This window comes from Paenibacillus sp. Lou8.1 (genome assembly GCF_024213565.1).
Lineage (GTDB): Bacteria > Bacillota > Bacilli > Paenibacillales > Paenibacillaceae > Paenibacillus > Paenibacillus polymyxa_B.
Window position 1 is genome coordinate 109,261 of record NZ_JANAVN010000010.1, and the last position, 15,649, is coordinate 124,909.

Sequence of the window (15,649 nt, forward strand, 5' to 3'; positions counted from 1 at the left end):
TTAGTGTGTCTGTAGGAAGTTAAAATCATGCGAATAGGGATATGCCCATTCTCAATTAGCGTTTTTTTGGTAACTGCTGTGATATGATAAAGAGGATAGGGAGGGATATGAATTGGAATGGTACATGTTTGGTCCGATGATTAGTCGTATCCGAGTAGGTCAAAAGGCATCTACCCCGGGATTTTCCCGTACCCTCATTCGGCGCCCGGAAGGCTTATACTGGACAGATGGCGGACAGGCCGGAAAAATAGTAGAAATACGCGATTATTTATTTTCCGATATTTGGACGATCTATGAGGATGAAGATTGTGAACCATGGTTGGGGCTTAGAGAGCAGAAGGAGCGGCGCGAACAGGAAATGATCATTAATCAATATGAAGATTTTACAAAAAATGAGTAAAAAGAACATGATACCCTACTAATGAAGAAGGTATGCACATCATCGTATAGAATAATATAATTTCAGGACGTAAAAAATGTTAAAACGAATACAAACTTGTAAATCCTACTATGTAACTTTGAGGTGCTTAATATGAGGCATGTGCCCAAAGCTGTCGCCACCCTGCTAGCGGTCATTGTGTTGTTGTTGTCGCTGGGCTACTCCGCCTATGCGGCCAAAATGACCCCGGAAAGGGATTATAAGATACCCTCCTGGGATATGAGATGGGGAGCGGTAAACGAGGATGGCTCTTTAGATGAGGTAAAGGATTCCAGCAAGGCCTGGATGCATATTGAAAATGATACACAACTGCTTAGGCAGCCCGGTAATATAGGCTCTGCCTGGATTCGTATGAAGTTACCTTCGCTAAATGATGAAACGCCAGCGGTGCTTTTTGAAAATATTTATGGCAGGCATATTACGCTGTATAAAGATGGGACCAATTTTTACGAATCCTACCGTGGGTACAATTATGAGAATAATCGTATTCTGATTCCGCTTAAGCCGGAAGACAGCGGTAAAACATTATACATATGGACGGAAAGCAGTAAGAATAGACTGGGCATTATCGGCAATGTGATGACCGGTGATTATCGTGATTTGTTGGGGACCTTGGTCAGAATGGATGTTTTAGATATTGTACTGGGCAGTACGTTTATCTTTATCGCCCTGGTACTACTGATCTGCTCATTTTTCCTGTTCCGTCCGAGTATGGCCATGTGGCTGTCCCTAAGTGCAATAGTATTGTCTATTGGTCTGATGATCGTAACGTATTCACCATTCTTGTATACATTCTATCGCGGCTATGGCAAGCTGTACTTACAACTTTTTGATGTGGCACTATTTATTCTGCTGCCTTCATTAGCCTTCTTTTTTGAACAAAATATCAATTCGATTATACTGATTCGCAAATTCAGAAAGTTGTTAACCGCATACTCTTTGTTCTGCTTTACCATGATGATTGTGAATTTAGGAGCACAGGAGCGGTTGAACGATATATATTATTTTTTTAGTGTAGTCATCTTGGGTATATTACTCGTCGCCTTATTGATACTGCTGGTATTTGCTTCGGTTCGCATGGCACTTAAGGGTGATCACGAAGCGATCATTTTATCGACAGGCTTTGCATTTTTTGCAGTCATCTCTATCGGGGAACTGAGCTGGTTCTTCATTCTGGACGGACACTACAATATGTTTTTGTGGAAATGGGGCGTGTTCGGTTTTGTACTGGCGTTGATCGCGATATTGGGCAGAAGGCTGGCAGAAAAGCACAAGCAGGTGGTTCGGTACTCCAGAGAACTGGAAATGTTCAATAATGAGCTTCAACGTTCGGAGAAAATGGAGATTATTAGCGATCTGGCTGCATCTGTAGCTCATGAGGTACGTAATCCCCTTCAGGTTACACGTGGATTTCTTCAGTTGATGAGCAAGCAGGAGGATGGTAAAAATAAAGACTATCTACATATCGCTCTGGAGGAGCTGGATCGAGCTTCCGCGATTATTACTGATTTTCTGACTTTTGCCAAGCCAGAATTTGACCAAACCAAAACGTTGACCATATTGAACGAATTCAAACATATTGAAGGAATCATCAGTCCAATGGCTAATTTGCAAGGTGGAAAAATTTCACTGGATATTCCCCAGGAAATCAAAGTACGCGGGAATTCCTCCAAGTTCAAGCAGGCGTTCATCAATATCATCAAAAACAGCATTGAAGCGCTGCGAGATCAGGGTCATATTCATATATGGGCTTATGTGGACAACGGAGAAGCTGTCATTCATATTCGGGATAATGGTGAAGGGATGGATGCTCAGACTTTATCCAGACTAGGTGAGCCTTATTTCTCGAATAAGACAAAAGGCACGGGTTTGGGGATGATGGTGACTTTTCGGATTATTGAAACGATGAATGGCAAAATAACTTTTACAAGTGCAAAAGGGGTGGGAACAGAAGCGACCATCCGCTTCCCCGTAGCCGGATAATATCCGGCTTTTTGCATTCGGAGAAAACGGAGGGAAGCTTGCTGAGCCCACCCACATGAGATTAAGGAATATAGATTAAATAAGCATGAACAACTAATTTACCACATCGAGCGAGGTTTCTGGGATGCAGCGAGCACGCCGGAGGGGTCTGGAGGAATTACCAGAAAAAACTGATCAGGCGTTTCCTCTAACGTTTTGATTTGGATATGATCGGGGATCACGACTCCTAACACATCACGAATTGCAGATTTGGGATCTGTCATCAGTTTCTCTCTGAAACTGGCATCCTCCCAAGCTTTTTGAATGACTTGTGTTTGAAGAACTTCAGTAGCCATCAAAAATCACCCTCTCATTCAATTGGTTATATTTACCTAGTCAGTATACCACGAAAGGCTCAGAAAAATCTAGCATTATTTCATATTTTTGGAGAGCCAGTAGTCAAGTCCGCCTCTTCTCAAATGCGAGCGTCCGCCTTCAATTTCCGCCGCCACTTCGCCCAGTTCTGCTGCGATAGAATGTGCAAAGCTACTTAGGCCGTGGATAGAAGGCTCCAGGGTCTCTAACTGTTGGACTGCTTGATCGGCAATGCTCACATAGCTGGCGAGCACACCGCGTACATAAATCGCTTCCTGAATCTGTTGGGGTCCCAATCCTTCACAGTAAGCTGTCTTCTGCTCGGCACTGATATGGGACAAAAGACAGTTATAGCTATGTTCGACCAAATCTTCTGACCAATCCGCCCAATCATCCGACATTTGAAGCACGAGTAGCGCCAAGTCCGTTATATTTGTAATAGTCTGGATCAGATCAGCACGGCCTGCGAGCAGTAAAGCACCCGTTCCGGCCATTTTTAATGGACTTGCTTTCAGCGCGACCTTATTTCTTTCTCCTTGAAAATAGTCCTCTGTTCCTTCGGATATCACACTAACGGCCCATTCATCAACATACGTTCGGGCATATGACCAAAAAGGAGAGGTTGCCGGAAAAAGGTCCCGATATACGCTTATACACTCGGTATAGAAGAGCTGGCTTAAGGCGAGTTGCATTTTACGGTTGTCTGCTGCTGTGTCCATCACATCATCTTGAATTAAATAGTGAGCCATGATAAACACGTTGCCAAGTGACAGCTTGTGGCATGTTTCGGGGGGGAGTCCGGTGAGTTCTTGCAGCCAAAATGGAAGCAAATAGCATATGTAATTACGCGTGCTGTCTTCCCGCAACGGATTAAAACGCGCCAGAAAGTTTAAACCCTCTTGCTGAAAGGGAGCTGGAAACGTGGACGTCCGTTCCTCCGCTTGACGAAATACTTTTTCCAATTCGTCTTTGTATGCAAAATACCATTCCATCGCCATCACCTGCATCTCTTATGAATATTTTTATAGCGATTTCTAGTTGTTACCGGCCATTATACAACAGATTGCAATTTTCAAGATTTTGTTATTTTTACATTGAGAATGTTGTGAAAAAACATAGGGAATGAATAAAAAAAGCAGAAAGAGAAAATATAGATGAAAAAGGATGAAAGAAGGGTCTGCAACATGAAAAAACAATTGAAATTGGCCGCTGCTATCCTATATGGAGGAGTGATGATGTATGGTACTGCGGGTGCAGCAGGAGCTTCCGGGACCGAACCGGGTAATTCGTTGCAAACTCTCACTCCCAACGGTTCTATCCAAGGGGCAGCCCGCCAATGGAATGTTGAACCACAGGACGACCACGGACATGGGCATGTTCACAGACATAGACACGGCAAACGGCCTGGCGGCTTGAATCACCATCTCAACGAGAAAGTAGCCAAGCTGCTGGGCATCACTCCTGTCCAATTAGAGAAAGAACTGGGACAAGGGAAGTCATTGGCCGAGGTTGCTAAAAGCAAAGGCATCCAAGAAGACCAGCTCATTGATAAATTGAAGAATGAAATGACCGTGGATCTGAAACGGCTTGTGAACCGTAAAGGCCCGATTACATTCGATCGTAAGTCCGGGGCTTCGAATGAAGCTCAATTAAAGCGTTAGCCAGGGATACCGTGGATATCTTCCTCATGAATAAGTCGAGGAGTAAATTGTTTGACAACAAAAAAAGGATGGGGGAAACCCATCCTTAAATTATTGCAGAATTCCAGACATAATGAGATTCCAAACAACTTCGAATTCCTGATGAATGGTCGGTAATAACCACTCTCGACTGTGAAGAGGGTGATGAAATCGGACTGTTGCCACATAGATTCCACGCGCAACCTCTTCTGCTAATCCTTCTTTAAACTCGTGATTGCTTATCCCTGCTTCTACAATTTTGGTGATGTTACCGATGATATGATTAACAAATTCGTTAGCAATATCATCCGATTCTTCAGCAATTTTAGTATAAATTGCAAACAATTCGGGATCTTGTTGGGCTTTGGTATGTTTGATCCGAATTAACGTATCCATCCATATAAGTAAACGCTCACTGGCAGAGCATTCTTGTTGGAATGTTTTGTCCAAAGGTTCAGTGATTACATGAAACCATCGTTTTACAACTGCAAGACGTAGAGCTGTTTTACTTGGAAAATGACGGTAAATGGTTGCGTGTGTGACATTCAATGATCGCGCCACATCAACTACACTCGTCTTCTCTGGCCCAAATCGACGAAGAACGTCTTCCGTCGCGTCCAGAATGGCTTCTTTTGTTAGAAACTGATCTACCATTAATATCGGGTACCAGCGGCAGCATCTGCTGGGACAGCCTCTTGAATTTTCTCTAAATCAGATGCGGTAAGTTGTAAGTCGAGCGCTGTGACAGCATCCTGAAGTTGCGTTAGACGGCGAGCACCAATAAGTGGGATAATATCATCCCCACGAGATAGAACCCACGAGGTTGCAAGTGATGCAATGGTTGTGTTTTTTTCTTCAGCGATGGTACGTAAGGCCTCTACTAGCTCCAAATTTTTATCCAAATTCTCACCAGTAAACCGTGGTAAATGTTTACGGAAATCGAAACCATCAGTTCGACGATCTTTGTCCCATGTTCCACTAAGTAATCCGTGCGAGAGGATTCCATAGGCTGTGATGCTAATGCCGAGTTCTCTCGCTGTTGGTAAAATCTCTTTCTCGATATCTCTTGACATCAGAGAATACTCGAATTGCAGATCTGTGATTGGGTGAACAGCGTGAGCTCGCCGGAGTATCTCTGCATCAACTTCTGACAAACCGATGTGCCTGACATATCCCGCCTTGACCATATCAGCAATGGCACCAATCGTTTCTTCGATAGGAACTGTAGGATCCAGCCGGGCAGGACGATAAATGTCCACATAGTCAGTATTCAATCGTGCCAAAGTATACGAGAGGGAGTTTGTCACAGCCTGAGGACGGCAGTCAATTCCCGAATAGGAGCCATCCGGTGAGATCAGCATGCCAAATTTCACACTGAGGATGGCATCTTCACGCTTTCTTCCTTTCAAAGCTTCAGCAACCAAAAGTTCATTGTGTCCCGAACTATAAAAGTCCCCTGTATCTAGAAGCGTAACTCCTGCATCTAGTGCAGCGTGAATCGTGTTAATACTTTCTGCGCGATCCGCAGAGCCGTATGTTCCTCCTGACATTCCCATACAGCCTAGACCCATGCTTGAAACCAATGGACCGTCTATACCTAATCGTCTTTGTTTCATTTAGAAGACCTCCTTATTAAGATAAATTGAATATACTATAACAAAATTCAAAATACAAATAACATTTTTTGAATTTTGTAATTCTATCCGCATGGAAAAGGAAGGTTCCCGAAATCATTGCGGCTTTTGAACCAGAGATAACAAAAAACTACACCCATATCGGCGTGAAAACCGGTCTTTTTGTAATTAAAACCCTTTAGTGTTGTAAATTATTTTTCAAAAGCTCGGCTAGGCCCGGATAAATTTGACCATAATTTTCTTTCCAAAAATACTGGGTACTTTGTTCCATATGCTGTTTAATATCGTAGCCAGTGTGTGGACCTATTGAATGCCCAGTATCGAAAGCATCGTATTCTCTTTTGCGGATAGTGATAGTGAAGCCATTGTTGACTGGTTTCGTCTTCTGGAAAGTGACCATGGAGCGGATCTTTCCCAGCAAAGATGTTATCTATCATTTTTTGAATCAAAGTTCGTTTGCTTGGAGCTTAACTATCTTTAAAGAGCTTAAAAAAATCAATGGTTTCTTTTAAATCTTCATCATCCGTATAAATGTCCACCACCTTGCCTATTTCAATTGCAAAGTCCACATACTTATTTGGTTTAGCCGTAATGATATTCTTGTGTATCTCCAGACCCGTTGGATGATTCACAGGATTTTTATAGGAGACACCTGCTATCTCCAGAAGTTCAGTGGCAGAACAAATGGTCGCTATCACTTTATTATCATTATTCAGTGTATTGATTAAAGCTAAAAGTTCTTGTTCGTCTTTAATGGAGTGTTATCTCCACCAGGTATAATTAGGAGTTGAATATCCTCCGCGGACACTTCATCAAGGGCTACCGAAGGCGTAACTTTAAAATCCTCATAGGAAATCACTGGGTCTTTGGTTACACCAATCGTAACAATATCCCCTTTGGTTTTCATAAAATAGGTTGTCTGATTGTTCTTTTGGCGTCTCTAATTTTTGTGGTCATGGGTAGGAGTGGTAATTCGTTCAGGTTTAGAAGTTGAAATAACCAGTCGCCTTGAAATCTACCAGCGACTGGTTATTTAGCTTTGCTAGAATATGAGTTGAGCGATACCTATAATAGCTTTTTAAGCTGGGAAATACGGCCTTGGGATACGCCGAGCCATTCAGCATATTCGCCTTGCTTGGCTGTTGGATGCTCGCGCATGAGTTTTCTTAGATTTTCGACTAAATGTTGTGAAGACGACCGATGGTTACTTTTTTCTTTGTACGCAGGTTTCTTTATGACAGGAAAAGGTAATGGACTCACACCTATATTTCCCTTCAGATCGTTTATGCATTTTTTACATAAAAATGAATCCCTGAAATAGCTTAAATCCTGAATCGAATAGCATAAGTGACAGCAGACTCCAATATACTTCCGCATACTCAATAAACCTGTTTCAACATCTAAATAAAATTCTAAGGACTCACCAGCTTGAATGCCCATAGAGGTTCGCATCTCTTTAGGAATAACAATTCGACCTAACGTATCCAATGGACGTGTCATACCTGTATTTTTCAAGTGATCTTCTCCTTCCATTGTCCAACATCCAAAGATCTCCTAATAAAAATATAAAAATCAATAAAGTAAAAGCATTTATGTTTGTTCCAAAAGATGGTATTATCGTGAAGGAAAATCAATAATTATACTATTAGTTTCCAAACTATATTGTTTATTGAAATTGAAATTTTATGAAAATGCTGAAAGGGTGGTTTATCCATGGAAATCACACCTACGATACAGGCAGAAATTCAAACCTATTTGAAACGAAAAGGCTTAACGATGACCAAGTTTGGTCACACGATTGATTTGAATGTAGGTACAGTTAGTAGCATTGTGACCGGTAACCGATCTATCTCTGTTCACCAACTGGATAGTATTACTGCGGGAATGAATTTACCACCGGATTATTTTTACGAACGTTATATTGAAGAATGCATTGAAGAATCTCCGCTCAACTGGAAAAAAATTAGCCCTTTCTTATACCGATGTATTGAGCTAGGACGACTGGACTGCTTGCAGCGAGTTGTAATTCTGTTATTGGATAACCCTAATTATCCGCCATCGCTCTTTGAAGTTGCCGAAAATGTATACAAAGACGGTTACAATGAAGCAGCGGCTTACCTTTACAAAAAAGTGGCTGAAAGTGAGAAGCAGCAGCATTCAGAGCGATTGGCGATCTGCCAGTATCGTTTGTTCCAAATCAATATTGGACAAGATAGAGCTATAAATCTTCAAGCTGCCATTGAATTTGCCCCTTTTGTTGATCGTTTAGACGAGATAGAGCAATTAGATGCATTAAAAGATTTAGCGAACGTGTACAGATCCTTAAGTATGTGGGATAAGGTGTATGAATTTGCACATCAAATGGGTCAAATGGGAAAGATCCAATATAATTTGATTCATAACTCTAAGCGAAAAGGATTAGAGCCACGAAAAAAGCTAAGCAGGCCACTGTTTGTATACATAGTTTACTCCGAATTGCTGTGTGCTAATGCTTGCGATGCAAAAGGAGATCATGAACAGGCATTAGAACATATCCGAGGTTATGCCGATCTAAGTTGGGTAAAGGAGAAGGACCCTGATTCACTTTATTGGAAGAAACAATATCAGCAATGGGCGAAAATTAATACTTACGTCAACAGGCTTATGTCCGGGGATATTAGTGTTCTCCCCGATTACGTAGAACATATGGCTGCCGAAAATGAGATTTTTGCCGAATTAATAAACGTCATTGAAGTGGCTAATCGGTACAATGTAGATGTAGACCATATCCTTAAGCGTTTTGAATCCCAAATTGCAGCGTATCAGGTACCGTTGTCTTCTGACATGTATACACAACAGGTTTTACCAGAAGAATACGTAAGATTCTGGTACAAGTTAGCCAAGTATAACCTGAATAAAGGTAGATATTCATATGGTTTCAAATGTTTAATAGATGCTTTTGAAAAAGCTGTTACTCTTAAACATGCACTTCTTATTGCTAATTGCGTTGGTTTGTTTGAGCGTTTTAGAGCATATGCCGAACCTGAAATACTAGCTCGGTACAACATGTGGGAAAGAAATGATCGAAAAGACGGATTTGCAATTTGTAGCGACTAATTTCTACTTGTATTTGCACTACCAGTTCCAACTGGAATCCCAAGCTCTAACACAATCCAAGTTCAAGGACATGTTGGTACAGCTTAAACAATTTTATTTTTTTATGGGCCAGCTTATCGCTGGTCTATTTTTTTTTGTATTATTTTGTAATTTTTTAGTTCAAAAAAGATCATGACGTATTTGTACATCCCTCCTTAAAATGAGATTCATTAGGAGGTATGCAGGATGAACAGGTATGAAACAGTTACGTTAATTCAACAGGTGGAAAACGCCAGACAACATTTGCATGATCTTTACGAAGAGTATGGTTTCGGACATGCTTGTGTACTTGAGCAGTCTATGCTTTTGGATGAACTGATTAATCAGTACAACCGTATGTTTCAGACCAAGAAGCTACCTCATTATGTTTAGTCCATCCTCTCCCTACTTTGTTATGCAAAACTATGACTTCTCCCGCGTAACGTTTATTATTCTATATAATGACTTATTTTAAAATAAAATACATATTCATGTCATAAAATGTTAATCATCTTTTTGAGGGGACGGCATACTAAGGCACAGAAAAGCAGAGCTCAATAAGTGAGCCCCGCCAAAGTTCATTGGAATCATAACCCCATGCTGAAACACAGACGCATAAGATTAGCCAAGCTCCTGCGTGCTTTTGGAAGCGCGTTTGGAGGAAAGGAACTGGAAACGAAAGGAGTGCCAGTTCAATCGCTGTCTGCCTTTGGAGCCAACAATCCAGTTACCGCCGGGCAGATGGGCAAAAAGCCAGCTGATGCCCAGAGAAACACTTGCCACGACGATAAACGTAATGAGCGTAGCTGTAAAATGATGATCGCCCAGTGCAAGCGAGCGGGTGTAGTAGGATATGAAGGCCAGCACGAGCGCATGAGCTAGATATCCTCCAAAAGAATAACGCCCGATCCAGTTCAACATACGGCGAAACGGCTCGGATCGTGTATCTTTTTGCAAATGGAGCAGCAGTCCGTACAATAAAAGCAGCTGCGAGACAATGAGCACAAAGGTACTTGGCTTCAAATAGGTGGAAATATTAAGATTGATCGTATCGCCCGATTGGATCAGCATCGTGTGACCCATGAGCATGAACAAACCAATAAACACAAATACATTCCACGGCAACGTCTGCTTGGCCAGTCCACGCCAGGTGTCTGTCATGTAAGCACATACTGCGCCCAGCATAAAATAGAAAAAGTACATGACAAAGTTATAGGTGCGATAATCCAGCAGAGTCTGCCAAAAGGACGGCAACCCAGTGCTCCATGCAGACATGTCATAGTAGGACCATTGTAACAGCAAAGCATAAGCCGTAGCGGCAATCAGCATAATAGCCAAAACAAGCTGTTTGCGTCTTTTCGTGCTGTAACGACGTAGAAACGCTTGAACCTTCCCGGTTGCTTTTGAAAATAAAGGAAACAAAATATAAAACTGAAAGATCATCACTACAAACCATAGATGATATCCGCTGACGGGGATGATCATTTCCTCGAACATACCTTTATAAAAGTAAATATATCCCCACTGCGCCGTTGACCAGTTTTGAGTACACACCCAATAAATAACAGTCCAGCAAAGGAAAGGAACATAAATATCTCGAAACCGCCTGCCAATATAGCGAGGATAGCCAATCGGTTTGTTGCCGTTATAAAAAAGCAGCGCCGCAGACAGGAAAACGAACGTCGGTGTGCCAAAACGTGTCAAATGATACAGCATCGCGAGCATAACAGAATCTGGCTGTTGGATGTCGCTGCGATAAATATATTCGCCAATGCAATGCTGAAGCACGACAGCGAGGTAGGCAAGGCCCCGTAGTTCTGTCCACTCCGCGATACGCGGCTTGCTCATCCATATCACTCCTTTTCCGCAAGATATGCACATGTTTTTCCTAGCACAATTGTAGGTATTGTAACGTAGAAACATTAGTGCAGGATTAACGCCACCTGAAAGTAAGAAGAGTGAAGTAGTTCCAATTTAATATGATTGCGTTTACAATCTAAGTAAAACCAGAATAAATTAAAGTGAATTTATAACTTAAGGATACACACAGGAAGAGGAGAGGAAGGATGAAAAAAACGCTGCTGGTATATATGCTGTTGATTGCGGCCTTTGCTCTCTATGTGTTCAGGTATGAACAATCTGGCCCGTTGAATGGCACTTGGGAGGATAAAGGGCTGCGAGGCAGTATCGGAGAGACCTATATAATGATTACGTTCCAGTCCGGTTTGGAGTATTGGAAAAGCGGGCTCAAGGGCTTCGAGGATGCGGGTGATGCTTTGGGGGTGACTGTGGAGTATCGGGGAGCTACCCGTTATGATGCGCAGGAGCAGACAACTGTTATTGAGCAGGCGATTGCTCGTAAACCCGCAGGGATTGCCATATCAGCGATTGATCCTCACTCCCTGATTCCGGTGATTAATAAGGCGCTGGATGCGGGCATTCCTGTGGTATTGTTTGATGCCGAAGCGCCGGGGAGCCGGGCGTATTCCTTTTTGGGCACGGATAATTATAAGGCGGGCGTGACCGCTGCGGATAAAATGGCAGAGCTGTTGGGACGAGAAGGTCAGGTCGCTGTTCTGACGCTGCCTGGACAGCAAAATCATGAGGAACGCTCGCGTGGCTTTCGCGATACCATTCAACGGCAGTATCCTGCGATGAAGGTGGTGGAAGTCGCAGATGGCCGCGCAGACGCGATGGTCTCCCGGGATGAGTCGCAAAGGCTGATGAAAGCTTATCCGAAACTGGCGGGCATTTTTGTGACCGATGCAACGGGAGGAACAGGTGTGGGTGAAGCGGTACTGAGTCAAAAAAACAGCCATCCGCTGAAAATCATTTCTTTTGATACGAATAAAGCGACACTGGATATGATTCGTGGTGGGACAATCTCGGCAACGATTGCCCAGGGAACATGGAATATGGGTTATTGGTCGCTTCAATATTTGTTCCATCTGCATCATCGTTTAACGATTCCTGCCCCTTCTTCCTCTGGAGACAACACTCCGTTGCCCGTGCGGGTAGATACTGGGATTTCCGTAGTCACCCGGGCAAATGTAGATGATTATTATGCGAAATAAATTTTGGGAGCGTATCCAATTAGGGGTGCGCCAAACGATACCGCGGTTACGCTTGCGCAATATGCCTTTACGTTATCAGCTCATGCTGCTGTTCTTGTTGTTTGGCATTGTGCCTTCGCTGGGATTAGGTCTACTGGTCAATTGGACGGTGGAACGGATTATTGAGCGGCAGGTGGAAGATCATACGATGCAGTTGATTGGCAAGGTGAACGAAGCGCTGGATACCAAAATGGAAAATTTGCAAAACATGACGTATCTGATTGCTTTTAACCCCGATATCGGGGAGTTCTGGAAAGGGAAGACGCTGGCTGACGGCCACGCGGGTCATGCGAGTATCGTAACGCCGGAAAACCAGACTCTCACTTCCAAGCAGGCATTAAGTTCTGTACAGGAGCAGGATACGCTGTATAAAATGAAGCAATTTTTGCAGGGCTATACCACGTTATATCCTGAAATTGCAGGGATTCTGATCGTGAACGAAAAAGGCGACTATATCAGCAACGAAATGTACGCTCGAAGCACGCGTAGCCTGACGGAAGAAGGCTGGTACCAACAGGCGGCGCAGCATGCAGGCATATTCACTGTGCTAGGACAGCCGAGTCACCGTAATGTGACCACTCATGTCCAGTACAAGGACAGTGAAATTGTCTCCGTCGTTCGCTCGGTTACAGATCCGGAAACCGGACGCGTGCTAGGCGCGATTATGATTGACCTCAAGCTGCGGGCTGTATCGCAGGCTGCCAGAGATGTAACCCTGGGCAAAAGCGGGTATTTAATGGTGACAGATGCTGAGGGGCGCAGCGTGTACAGGCCGGATATGCCTTTGATTGAGCGTATCCCGCCGCAATGGTTCGGGGCAGGTGACAGCGGGATGTTTACCCGTGAAGCTGGGGGCAGGGAATTGCTGTTCATGTTCAGGGCTTCCGAATTCACGGGCTGGAGAACAGTGGGGGTATTCCCGGCACGCGAATCTACACTGGAAGTGCGGCAAATTCAGTTCTATGTCATCTGTTTTGTTTTCATTGTATGTCTATTTGGCTTAACGGCATCCTTGCGATTGTCGAGTTCCATTGCGCAGCCGATTTTCCGGCTGATGTCCTATATGCGGACGGCAGAGACAGGGGATCTTACAGTTCGCCAATGGAGTGACCGTGGGGATGAAGTTGGAATGCTGGGGCGGAGCTTTAACCGAATGCTGGAGCAAATTCGCCGTCTCATGTCACTTAGCGAACTGAGGGAACGGCAAAAACGGGATGCCGAGCTGCGCAGCCTTCAGGAGCATATTAAGCCCCATTTTCTATACAATACGCTAGATACGATTCATTGGATGGCCCGAAAAAATGGAGCAGACGACGTGTCCGATATGGTGGGAGCGCTATCGAGATTGTTCCGTCTCGGGCTGAGCAAGGGGGATGACTTTATTCCACTGCGCTCCGAGATTGAGCATATATCTAGCTATATGCAAATCCAGCAAACCCGCTATCGTGACCGACTTCGCTGGGAATTGAATCTACCTGACGAGCTAAAGGATCTGTTCGTGTTGAAGTTAATGCTTCAGCCTGTAGTGGAAAACGCGATTTATCACGGCATCAAGGCCAGACGTGGTCCAGGCACGATTTGGATAGAAGCTAAAGCTGAGGATGACAAGCTGCTGCTGACGGTACGTGACGATGGCGCAGGAATGACGGCGGACCGTCTGCGTGAATTGCGTGAATGGCTGGAAATACCCCTGGAGGCGATGGAAGTAAAGCAGAAGCAAAAGGGAGTTAGTACCCATGGCAGAAGCTATGGCATGCTGAATGTACAAGCGCGTATCCGGTTATCTTTTGGCGAGGAATATGGAATTGTACTGGAGAGCAAAGAAGGGACAGGTACCTGCGTGACGATTACTCATCCGTTGCTGCTGGATATGGCGCAACTGAAGAAGCCTTATGAAAAAGGAGAGGGTCAGGATGACGAAATCAAAGGCCACACACAACTCGATAACGGCGAGTCTGATTGACCAGGCCATAACAGAAGTGACCATAGGCCCAGCAAAACGTTACCAAGTATTGATCGCAGATGATGAGCCGATCATTCGTGAGGGGATACGAGATTGCATAGATTGGGCGGCACTAGGCATGGAGGTGGCAGCAGAGGCGGAGGACGGAGAAGAAGCGCTGGAGCTGGTGGGTCAGCTTCATATCGACATCGTGCTGGTTGATATGAATATGCCGTTCATGGACGGCATTGAACTGATTCGGCGGCTGCGGGAAGATCATCCGGAATGCCGCTGTCTGATCATTTCCGGGCATGATGAATTTGCTTATGCGCAGGAGGCTGTCCGACTTGGCGTAGAGGATTATATTTTGAAGCCGGTAAATGCGGATCAGCTTCATGCTGCACTGTTGCGGCTTCGTCAGCGAATGGACGAAGAGCACAAGCGTGCCGCCTATGTAGAACAAGCCGCCGGACAGATTGAACGGAATATTCCGCTGCTGCGCCAGCGTTTTTGCCTGGAATGGATGGAAGGGCAACACACGGGAAAAGACATCATGGAGCAGTTGGCGTTTTTACGGCTTCCATCGCGGCCGCCTGCTCAGATCGGTGTGGTACGGTGGCCTGCGGCAGAGGCACGGCAGACGATTATGCGTGAGAATGACCGCCAGTTGTTTCTTTTTGCCGCTGAAAATATTATTGGCGAACTGCTGGAGGACCGACCGCATGTGTTGTTCCGCGATGCGAATGGACTGATCGGCATATGCCTGTGGCAGGAGGCACCCGAGACGATAGGCGCTTCCATGGAGCAGGCGATTGGACGTTACCTGAATATAGCGGTTCATACGCATGTGGAGTCCAACGCGGGTGGACTAGAAGGTGCAATTGACGCGTACCGGGTGAGTCGAGATCGAGTGTATGGCGAATCGCAGCTGTCTCCCATCGTACGTCGGGCCCGGCAGCTCATTCAGGAAGGTTACGCCGATCGGAAATTAACGCTGGAAGCCCTTGCTTCGCGGCTACAAGTATCCGCCGTATATCTCAGCCGCGTGCTCAAAAAGGAGCTCAACGACAGCTTCGTGACCCTCGTCACGCGTGCCCGTATCCGTAAAGCAGTGCAGCTGTTGGATTCCACGACGTTGTCTATCTATGATATAGCAGAACGTACGGGTTACGACAGTCAGCACTATTTTAGCACCGCTTTTAAAAAGACTATGGGCGTGTCCCCTGTGCAGTACCGTAAAGGCGGGGGAATTCAAGAAAACACGGTGGAGTAGGAAGAATTGAAATGAGGGATGAGTCCCACACTGTCTAATAATAAACTGTAAGAAAAAATGTGTGTGTAATCACACCTACGCATTCAGGGGTTTGTTACGCTGGGGATAACGAACAAAT

The 15,649-nt window shown here is 44.6% G+C and carries 16 protein-coding genes; 8 read left to right on the top strand and 8 right to left on the bottom strand.

Going from position 1 to position 15,649, the window contains the following annotated elements:
- The first annotated feature begins 112 nt into the window (after window positions 1-112).
- Window positions 113-400, top strand: a complete 288-nt coding sequence (locus NLX78_RS15700) for a hypothetical protein (RefSeq protein WP_023987328.1) — start codon at window positions 113-115, stop codon at window positions 398-400.
- A gap of 132 nt (window positions 401-532) precedes the next feature.
- Window positions 533-2,422: a sensor histidine kinase gene (locus NLX78_RS15705; RefSeq protein WP_254350917.1), complete on the top strand. Its 1,890-nt coding sequence runs from the start codon at window positions 533-535 to the stop codon at window positions 2,420-2,422.
- A 98-nt stretch (window positions 2,423-2,520) separates the two neighbouring features.
- Here NLX78_RS15705 and NLX78_RS15710 read toward each other — a convergent pair whose 3' ends face one another.
- Together NLX78_RS15710 and NLX78_RS15715 are read right to left on the bottom strand one after the other, a co-directional pair.
- A complete protein-coding gene (locus NLX78_RS15710) occupies window positions 2,521-2,757 on the bottom strand; it encodes an NHLP leader peptide family RiPP precursor (RefSeq protein WP_013309068.1) in 237 nt (78 codons plus the stop codon).
- 75 nt (window positions 2,758-2,832) lie between these two features.
- Window positions 2,833-3,768, bottom strand: a complete 936-nt coding sequence (locus NLX78_RS15715; protein WP_367988318.1) for a class 1 isoprenoid biosynthesis enzyme — start codon at window positions 3,766-3,768, stop codon at window positions 2,833-2,835.
- Window positions 3,769-3,960: 192 nt separating this feature from the next.
- Between NLX78_RS15715 and NLX78_RS15720 the strand changes: the two genes are divergently transcribed.
- Entirely contained in the window at window positions 3,961-4,437 is a 477-nt protein-coding gene (locus tag NLX78_RS15720) for a hypothetical protein (protein ID WP_254350919.1), read from the top strand.
- A gap of 90 nt (window positions 4,438-4,527) precedes the next feature.
- Here the strand turns inward: NLX78_RS15720 and NLX78_RS15725 are convergent, their stop codons facing one another.
- The 5 genes from NLX78_RS15725 to NLX78_RS15745 all read right to left on the bottom strand — a co-directional run bounded on the left by NLX78_RS15725 (window position 4,528) and on the right by NLX78_RS15745 (window position 7,622).
- Window positions 4,528-5,109 carry a TetR/AcrR family transcriptional regulator gene (locus NLX78_RS15725; protein WP_254350920.1) on the bottom strand — a complete coding sequence of 194 codons (582 nt, stop codon included), beginning with the start codon at window positions 5,107-5,109 and terminating at the stop codon, window positions 4,528-4,530.
- Window positions 5,109-6,071 carry an aldo/keto reductase gene (locus tag NLX78_RS15730; protein WP_254350921.1) on the bottom strand — a complete coding sequence of 321 codons (963 nt, stop codon included), beginning with the start codon at window positions 6,069-6,071 and terminating at the stop codon, window positions 5,109-5,111. Before NLX78_RS15730 ends, NLX78_RS15725 begins: the two co-directional genes overlap by 1 nt.
- 485 nt (window positions 6,072-6,556) lie before the next feature.
- Entirely contained in the window at window positions 6,557-6,787 is a 231-nt protein-coding gene (locus NLX78_RS15735; protein WP_254350922.1) for a type 1 glutamine amidotransferase family protein, read from the bottom strand.
- Between the two features lie 32 nt (window positions 6,788-6,819).
- Complete coding sequence (locus NLX78_RS15740; RefSeq protein WP_254350923.1) at window positions 6,820-6,996, bottom strand: DJ-1/PfpI family protein; 177 nt, start codon at window positions 6,994-6,996, stop codon at window positions 6,820-6,822.
- A 158-nt stretch (window positions 6,997-7,154) separates the two neighbouring features.
- Window positions 7,155-7,622 carry an AbrB/MazE/SpoVT family DNA-binding domain-containing protein gene (locus NLX78_RS15745; RefSeq protein ID WP_254350924.1) on the bottom strand — a complete coding sequence of 156 codons (468 nt, stop codon included), beginning with the start codon at window positions 7,620-7,622 and terminating at the stop codon, window positions 7,155-7,157.
- 180 nt (window positions 7,623-7,802) lie between these two features.
- On the opposite strand from NLX78_RS15745, the gene NLX78_RS15750 reads away from it, so the two are divergent.
- Entirely contained in the window at window positions 7,803-9,185 is a 1,383-nt protein-coding gene (locus NLX78_RS15750) for a helix-turn-helix domain-containing protein (RefSeq protein WP_254350925.1), read from the top strand.
- 225 nt (window positions 9,186-9,410) lie between these two features.
- Window positions 9,411-9,596 carry an aspartyl-phosphate phosphatase Spo0E family protein gene (locus tag NLX78_RS15755; RefSeq protein ID WP_254350926.1) on the top strand — a complete coding sequence of 62 codons (186 nt, stop codon included), beginning with the start codon at window positions 9,411-9,413 and terminating at the stop codon, window positions 9,594-9,596.
- A 228-nt stretch (window positions 9,597-9,824) separates the two neighbouring features.
- On the opposite strand, the gene NLX78_RS15760 is transcribed toward NLX78_RS15755, so the two are convergent.
- Entirely contained in the window at window positions 9,825-11,051 is a 1,227-nt protein-coding gene (locus tag NLX78_RS15760; RefSeq protein ID WP_254350927.1) for an acyltransferase, read from the bottom strand.
- Window positions 11,052-11,269: 218 nt separating this feature from the next.
- Between NLX78_RS15760 and NLX78_RS15765 the strand changes: the two genes are divergently transcribed.
- From NLX78_RS15765 to NLX78_RS15775, 3 genes are read left to right on the top strand one after another with little or no spacing between them, the layout of a single operon-like run.
- Window positions 11,270-12,277, top strand: coding sequence for a substrate-binding domain-containing protein (locus tag NLX78_RS15765; protein WP_254350928.1), 1,008 nt, complete (start codon window positions 11,270-11,272; stop codon window positions 12,275-12,277).
- On the top strand, window positions 12,258-14,279 hold the full coding sequence (locus tag NLX78_RS15770) for a cache domain-containing sensor histidine kinase (protein WP_254326581.1): 2,022 nt from the start codon (window positions 12,258-12,260) through the stop codon (window positions 14,277-14,279). The genes NLX78_RS15765 and NLX78_RS15770 overlap by 20 nt, the downstream gene beginning before the upstream one ends.
- Window positions 14,230-15,531, top strand: coding sequence for a response regulator (locus NLX78_RS15775; RefSeq protein WP_254350929.1), 1,302 nt, complete (start codon window positions 14,230-14,232; stop codon window positions 15,529-15,531). Before NLX78_RS15770 ends, NLX78_RS15775 begins: the two co-directional genes overlap by 50 nt.
- The last annotated feature ends 118 nt before the right edge of the window (window positions 15,532-15,649 follow it).

What these genes read in the sequence shown, in the direction of transcription:
- NLX78_RS15705 (WP_254350917.1), top strand. Translation starts at nt 533, where the DNA reads ATGAGGCATGTGCCCAAAGCTGTCGCCACCCTGCTAGCGGTCATTGTG.
- NLX78_RS15710 (WP_013309068.1), bottom strand. Translation starts at nt 2,757, where the DNA reads ATGGCTACTGAAGTTCTTCAAACACAAGTCATTCAAAAAGCTTGGGAG.
- NLX78_RS15715 (WP_367988318.1), bottom strand. Translation starts at nt 3,768, where the DNA reads ATGGAATGGTATTTTGCATACAAAGACGAATTGGAAAAAGTATTTCGT.
- NLX78_RS15720 (WP_254350919.1), top strand. Translation starts at nt 3,961, where the DNA reads ATGAAAAAACAATTGAAATTGGCCGCTGCTATCCTATATGGAGGAGTG.
- NLX78_RS15725 (WP_254350920.1), bottom strand. Translation starts at nt 5,109, where the DNA reads ATGGTAGATCAGTTTCTAACAAAAGAAGCCATTCTGGACGCGACGGAA.
- NLX78_RS15730 (WP_254350921.1), bottom strand. Translation starts at nt 6,071, where the DNA reads ATGAAACAAAGACGATTAGGTATAGACGGTCCATTGGTTTCAAGCATG.
- NLX78_RS15740 (WP_254350923.1), bottom strand. Translation starts at nt 6,996, where the DNA reads ATGAAAACCAAAGGGGATATTGTTACGATTGGTGTAACCAAAGACCCA.
- NLX78_RS15745 (WP_254350924.1), bottom strand. Translation starts at nt 7,622, where the DNA reads ATGGAAGGAGAAGATCACTTGAAAAATACAGGTATGACACGTCCATTG.
- NLX78_RS15750 (WP_254350925.1), top strand. Translation starts at nt 7,803, where the DNA reads ATGGAAATCACACCTACGATACAGGCAGAAATTCAAACCTATTTGAAA.
- NLX78_RS15755 (WP_254350926.1), top strand. Translation starts at nt 9,411, where the DNA reads ATGAACAGGTATGAAACAGTTACGTTAATTCAACAGGTGGAAAACGCC.
- NLX78_RS15760 (WP_254350927.1), bottom strand. Translation starts at nt 11,051, where the DNA reads ATGAGCAAGCCGCGTATCGCGGAGTGGACAGAACTACGGGGCCTTGCC.
- NLX78_RS15765 (WP_254350928.1), top strand. Translation starts at nt 11,270, where the DNA reads ATGAAAAAAACGCTGCTGGTATATATGCTGTTGATTGCGGCCTTTGCT.
- NLX78_RS15770 (WP_254326581.1), top strand. Translation starts at nt 12,258, where the DNA reads ATGATTATTATGCGAAATAAATTTTGGGAGCGTATCCAATTAGGGGTG.
- NLX78_RS15775 (WP_254350929.1), top strand. Translation starts at nt 14,230, where the DNA reads ATGACGAAATCAAAGGCCACACACAACTCGATAACGGCGAGTCTGATT.